Annotated in this window: 4 protein-coding genes and 2 pseudogenes; 1 reads left to right on the top strand and 5 read right to left on the bottom strand. The window is 69.3% G+C overall.

Annotated elements, in window-relative coordinates:
- Positions 1-264: 264 nt before the first annotated feature.
- The 4 genes from ACIRF9_RS15640 to ACIRF9_RS15625 form a co-directional block, all read right to left on the bottom strand.
- Positions 265-966 carry a transglycosylase SLT domain-containing protein gene (locus ACIRF9_RS15640; RefSeq protein WP_403821186.1) on the bottom strand — a complete coding sequence of 234 codons (702 nt, stop codon included), beginning with the start codon at positions 964-966 and terminating at the stop codon, positions 265-267.
- A gap of 59 nt (positions 967-1,025) precedes the next feature.
- On the bottom strand, positions 1,026-1,700 hold the full coding sequence (locus tag ACIRF9_RS15635) for a transglycosylase SLT domain-containing protein (RefSeq protein ID WP_403821183.1): 675 nt from the start codon (positions 1,698-1,700) through the stop codon (positions 1,026-1,028).
- 418 nt (positions 1,701-2,118) lie between these two features.
- Positions 2,119-3,444 carry a PhoH family protein gene (locus tag ACIRF9_RS15630; protein WP_403821181.1) on the bottom strand — a complete coding sequence of 442 codons (1,326 nt, stop codon included), beginning with the start codon at positions 3,442-3,444 and terminating at the stop codon, positions 2,119-2,121.
- 353 nt (positions 3,445-3,797) lie between these two features.
- On the bottom strand, positions 3,798-4,571 hold the full coding sequence (locus ACIRF9_RS15625) for an isoprenyl transferase (RefSeq protein WP_403821178.1): 774 nt from the start codon (positions 4,569-4,571) through the stop codon (positions 3,798-3,800).
- Positions 4,572-5,275: 704 nt separating this feature from the next.
- Here ACIRF9_RS15625 and ACIRF9_RS15620 point away from each other — a divergent pair.
- Positions 5,276-5,949 (top strand): annotated as a pseudogene (locus ACIRF9_RS15620) (DNA glycosylase AlkZ-like family protein); the annotation flags it as partial.
- Here ACIRF9_RS15620 and ACIRF9_RS15615 read toward each other — a convergent pair.
- Positions 5,928-6,044: pseudogene (locus ACIRF9_RS15615) on the bottom strand (SAM-dependent methyltransferase); the annotation flags it as partial. The pseudogenes ACIRF9_RS15620 and ACIRF9_RS15615 sit on opposite strands and share 22 nt — an antisense overlap.
- Between the last annotated feature and the right edge of the window lie 40 nt (positions 6,045-6,084).

Raw genomic sequence — 6,084 nt, 5'->3', positions numbered from 1 at the left:
ATACGGCGTCATCCCCCCTGAGCCCGTGACTGAAGGGATTGTTCCATGGGGCCGCCAGCGTCTCCGTGGGACGGCATTCTGAAACGATCAGTTAGAGCCTGTGTCATATCCCCGGCCGGATCAGCGCGCGGCGTCTGGGGGAGTGCGTGCCAGGCGTCGCGCGCCCGGCCGGGGATATGACACAGGCTCTTACGACCGTACAGGGCGAAAGCCCCTCACCTAAGGACGGGGAGGGGCTGCGCGGGGTTGAGCGGATCAGGCGGCTCAGTAGGAGCCGTTGGCCTGCCAGTAGTTCCAGGCGTCGCAGGGACTGCCGTAGCGCTCGTTCATGTAGTTGAGGCCCCACTTGATCTGGGTGGCCGGGTTGGTCCGCCAGTCGGCGCCGGCGGACGACATCTTCGAGCCGGGGTAGGCCTGGACGAGGCCGTAGGCGCCGGAAGAGGGGTTGACTGCCTGGTAGTTCCAGGTGGACTCGTGGTTCACGATGTTGCTGAAGCACTGGAACTGGCCGGCGGGCACGATCTGGCGTGCGATGGCCTGGACCTCGGCGACGGTGTAGGACGCCTGCTGGGGGAAGCTGCCGGTGCCCGAGGCCGTGGTGGCCTTGGTCTCCGCCTCCGCGCGCTCCTTGGCTTCCTTCTCGGCCTTCGCCTTGGCCTCCGCGGCCTCCTGCTTGGCCACCGCGTCCTTGGCCGCCTGCTTGCGGGCCGTCTCCTCCGCCGTCTTCTTGGCGGTGGCGTCCGCGGCGATGGCCTGGGTGGTGGCCTGCCGGGTCAGCGAGGCCGACTGCACCTGGGCCTGCTGGCCTACGGGTAAGTCGGCGAGGAGGGTCGAGTCGCCCGCCGTCGCCTCCGCGCCGTCGGTGGGCTGCCCCGGCTGGGCCTGGGCGACCCCCATGACAGCGCCGACGGTGGTGACCGCGGTGGCTGAGGCCACGGCGAAGCCCCGGGCCGATATCCGGCTCACACGGATTCCTTCTGCTCGGTCGTCAGATGAAAAGGGTGAACGGCCTGGGCCGCGTGCGCTCAGTACCAGTGGTTGGCCTGCCAGAACGACCACGCCTCACAGGGGCTGCCGTACCGGCTGTTCATGTAGTTCAGGCCCCACTTGATCTGGGTGGCCGGATTGGTCTGCCAGTCGGAACCCGCCGAGGAGTACTTGGAGGCGGGCAGCGCCTGGAAGAGACCGTAGGCGCCGGAGGAGGCGTTGACCGCGTGGTAGTTCCAGCTGGACTCGTGGTCCACGATGTTGCTGAAGCACTGGAACTGGCCGCTCGGCACCATCTGCGCGGCCATGGCCTGGATCTGCGCGATCGTGTAGGAGCTCTGGATCGGGAAGTCGGACGCGCTGCGGCTGGCCTTGGCCTTCGCCTCCGCGCGCTCCTTGGCCGCCTTCTCGGCGGCCTCCTTCTTCGCGACGGCGGTCTCGGCGGCGGCCTTGCGGGCCGCTTCCTCGGCTTCCTTCTTGGCACCCTCGTCGGCGGCGATGGCCTGGTAGTTGGCCTGCTGCGCCAGGGAGTCCGTCTGGACCTGGGCCTGCTGGCCCACAGGTATGTCAGCGAGGAGCGTCGCGTCGCTCGCCGTCGACTCTGCGTCGTTGGGCTGCGCGACACTGCCCGAGGCAACGCCGACGACGCTTCCGACAGCGGTGACCGCCGTGGCCGAGGCCACTGCGAATCCCCGGACCGAGATCCGGCTCACACGGTTTCCTTCCAGCATCGCCCGCTTCGGTGACCCTGGCGGACGCAATCGTGCCCCTGGCGCTGGCCTCCCCAAGGTGGGTCACGGGAGACACGGGCCCGGTGGGCAACTCCCGGGAGGGAGCGCCGTGTGGTGCTCGGGCGGCATACGGCGACGCTATGGAGTTGAAGGTGGTGCGAGTGCGTTTCCGTACCGCTGGGGGTACAGGTGTGCCGTATGCGGGGCCTGACAGGAACGAGACTCTGCCGTAACCCGACACCGCAAGGCAATTCCGAGTTGCGTGTGAAAGCTCACACTCCTGGGAACCCAGGGGATTTCGCGAAACCCACACACACGCCGACGCCGCCCGGCTAGGCTCTCGGCCTTTGCCGGACGGCGCCAACTGACGCTCACAGCTTATGAACTTGTACGGTCAGGGTCAGATCTGCCCGTCCTCCAGCATTTCGGTCACAAGCGCCGCGATCTGGGACCTCTCGGACCGGTTCAGCGTCACGTGCGCGAAGAGCGGATGGCCCTTCAGCTTCTCGACGACGGCGACGACACCGTCGTAGCGACCGACCCTCAGATTGTCCCGCTGGGCCACGTCATGGGTGAGAACCACCCGCGAATTGGCCCCGATTCGGGACAGAACGGTCAGCAGGACGTTCCGTTCGAGGGACTGGGCCTCGTCGACGATCACGAACGCGTCGTGGAGGGAGCGCCCGCGGATGTGGGTCAGCGGGAGCACCTCCAGCATCCCGCGGGCGGTGACCTCCTCGATGACCTCGCGGGAGGTGACGGCCGACAGTGTGTCGAAGACCGCCTGCGCCCAGGGGCTCATCTTCTCGGCCTCGGAGCCCGGCAGATAGCCGAGCTCCTGCCCGCCCACCGCGTACAGCGGACGGAAGACCATCACCTTCTGGTGCTGGCGGCGCTCCAGGACCGCCTCCAGACCCGCGCACAGCGCCAGCGCCGACTTGCCGGTGCCGGCCCGGCCGCCCATCGACATGATCCCGACGTCCGGGTCGAGCAGCAGGTCGAGCGCGATGCGCTGCTCGGCGCTGCGGCCCTTGATGCCGAACGCCTCCCGGTCGCCGCGCACCAGCCGGACGTTGCCCTCCGGGGTGACCCGGCCGAGTGCCTTGCCGCGCTCCGACTGGATGGTCAGGCCGGTGTGCACGGGCAGGTCGGCGGCCTCGGGGACGTAGACGTGCCCTTCTTCGAAGAGGACGTCCACCTGCTCCCCGGGCAGCGTCAGTTCGGACATTCCGGTCCAGCCGGAGGAGTCCGTGATGGCCAGCTCGGCGCGGTACTCCTCCGCCAGGAGGCCGACCGACGACGCCTTGATCCTGAGCGGCAGATCCTTCGAGACGACGGTGACGTCGAACCCCTCGGCCTGCAGATTGCGGGCGACCGCGAGGATGCGTGAGTCGTTGTCCCCCAGGCGGTAGCCGGTGGGCAGCACGCTGGGGTCCGAGTGGTTGAGCTCGACACGGATGGTCCCGCCCAGTTCCCCGATGGGGATCGGGGCGTCGAGGCGTCCGTACCTCACCCGGTAGTCGTCGAGCAGGCGCAGCGCCTGCCGGGCGAAGTAGCCGAGTTCGGGATGGTGCCGCTTGGCCTCCAGTTCCGTGACCACCACGATGGGGAGCACGACCTCGTGCTCCTCGAAGCGGGTCATGGCGTTCGGATCGGCCAGCAGGACGCTGGTGTCGAGAACATAGGTGCGCCGGTCAGGCAGACGACGCTTTGTGCTGGTCACCACGGAAGGACGTACCCCCTCGGATGAGGTCGGGGAGCGACGGAGTGGAAGCTGGACCGGGAGGGCGGGAAGAACCCGACCGGTCGACGGCCCCGATGCACGGGCCGGGGACCGGCCCCCCACTGCTTCTTCCGTGCCGTGACCGCACGGTCGGGCTGGTGCAAAGGGCCTCCCGGGCGGACGGCCCCGTGCCGCCCGCTGAGGATCCGACACCCGTGGTTCGGGCGTCGACCTGCTTGGCTTATGCCCTCGAACATGCGCCACCATGCCACGGCATATGACGGCGCGCCGGTGAACTCCGTGTTACTTCCACCCCAAGAGGGGTACTCACCTGCCCCTTCGGGGGCGTACGGGGGTCAGCCGCCGTAACGGCGGTGGCGAGCCGCGTAGTCGCGCAGGGCGCGCAGGAAGTCGACCTTGCGGAAGGCCGGCCAGAAGACCTCACAGAAGTAGTACTCCGCATGGGCCGTCTGCCACAGCATGAATCCGGACAGCCGCTGTTCACCGCTGGTGCGGATCACCAGATCGGGGTCGGGCTGGTCGCCGGTGTAGAGGTGGCGGCCGATCAGGTCGACGCTGACGGAGTCCGCGAGGTCCTCCATCGTGGTGCCCTTGTCGGCGGCGTCGGTGATCATCGAGCGCACGGCGTCGGCGATCTCCTGCCGGCCGCCGTAGCCGATGGCGACGTTGACCAGTATCCCGTCGACGCCGGCGGTGGCTTCCTCGGACTCCTTCAGGGCGGTCTGCACATGGGAGGGGAGGATGTCGGGGGTGCCGACGTGGTGGACGCGCCAGCGGCCGTCGGCGGCGAGGGTGCGCACCACGTCCTCGATGATGCCGAGGAGCGGGACGAGTTCCTCCTGCGGGCGGTCGAGGTTGTCCGTCGACAGCAGCCAGAGGGTGACGACCTCGACGTCCGTCTCGGTGCACCAGCCGAGGAATTCCTCGATCTTCTCGGCACCGGCGCGGTGGCCGTGCTCGGTGGTGGAACCCGCGGCCTTCGCCCAGCGTCGGTTGCCGTCCATGATCACGCCGATGTGCTTGGGCACCTGAGCGTGGTCCAGGTGGCCTTCCACCCGGCGTGCGTACAGCCTGACCAGAAGGCCGCGCAGCTTGTCGCGCAGGTTCACGTGATTGTCAGCCCCTCTGTGCGGTGGCGGTCCGGTGGCGGTCCCCGCGGGCGGAAGCCTACCCCTGCGGGCCCGGGCTCGCGGCGAGGGGTGCGGCAGGGGTGGTGGACGGGGTGCAAAAAAACGGGCCGGTCCGTGGGGGGGAGACGGACCGGCCCGAGGGGGGGTTTCCACCATAACCCTTCGTAAGTGATGCTGCGTGCATCGGCGCGAGACAATTACTCTCCGGAGTCGCTCGGCGACGCCCAGATGCCCTTCCGGGCCATGATTCATAAGTGATTCATGGCCGGAACGCAGCGGAATCCCAGGGGAATGACGGCGTTTACCGAGGGAAGCAGAGGTTTTGGTGGAGCCTGGGCGCGATCCGGCGGCTGCCCGCACATCCCCCCGACGGGCTACCCCGGCCATTGACGCCCGCTTGACGCGGACGGCGCCGCACAGCCCCCTCCACTGCGCGGTGCCGCCCGCGCAGGTTTGCTGACGCGAATTACCTGCGCTTGAACTTACGTGAGGTCGTCGGCGAATGCGAACCGCTCGCGATAACGATGTGGAAACCCCGTGAAGAACCGTGGGTGTTCTGCGGCAGAGTGGGTTGGAATGCCCTTTTCACTTCGTGACCAGGGCCACCTCGGGTCGACCCCGGGCGCGGCGCGGCGCGCCCATGGCGGACAGTTCCCGGCCTCTTTGCGTTCCAGCGTCGCGCCATGACCCGGAGGATCAGTTGGCAAGAGGCTTCCGCACGGCGGCTGGAACGGCAGTTCCTGGCCAATCCGCTCGCGGCCGGTGCCGGGGGCCCCGCGGACGTCGTCGCGGCCATGCTCGGCGCGCACGCGCAGGTGCCCTCCGCGGCGGAGCTCTCGGTCGGGGTCCGGACCGAGGGGATGACACGGACGGACGTACGGTCCGCGCTGGGCGAGGACCGGTCGCTGGTGCGGACGCACGGGCCGCGTGGGACGGTCCATCTGCTGCCCGCCCGTGAACTGCCCCTGTGGAGCGCCGCCCTGACCGCGGTTCCGTCCGGCGCGAGTCCCTTCCCCCCGGACGTACGGCTCACCGAGGAACAGGCCGAGCAGGTGGTGGCGGCGATCGGGGAGGCGCTCGAAGGGGTGTGCCCGACGGTGGAGGAGTTGGGCGAGGAGGTCGTCGCCCGTACCGGTCCCTGGGCCGGGGATCTGGTGATGCCCGCCTTCCAGGACCTGTGGCCGCGCTGGCGGCAGGTGCTGCTCCCCCATAGCCTCAAGGGCATGGGGGGACCCCCATGGCGGGCCAGGCGGGCGCGCTGTGCTTCGGCCCGAACCGGGGCCGCAAGGTGACGTACACGCGCCCGCCCCGCTTCGATCCCCTGCCGGCCCGGCAGGGCCGCGCCTCGGTCGCCCGTCCCTCGAACCACGCGAAGTCCCATCCCTCGGTGGGGACGGCGGCGCCCTCGGCAAGGAGGTCCTCGAAGGTCCTGTTCCTGGCGTCGTCGCTCATGGGGCGATCGTCGCAGAGGGGGGCGCGGGGGCGCCGCCGA

Source organism: Streptomyces sp. NPDC096132, from assembly GCF_044763345.1.
GTDB lineage: Bacteria > Actinomycetota > Actinomycetes > Streptomycetales > Streptomycetaceae > Streptomyces.
Note: the sequence above shows the minus strand (reverse complement) of the source record. Positions and strands in the feature narration are given on the sequence as shown.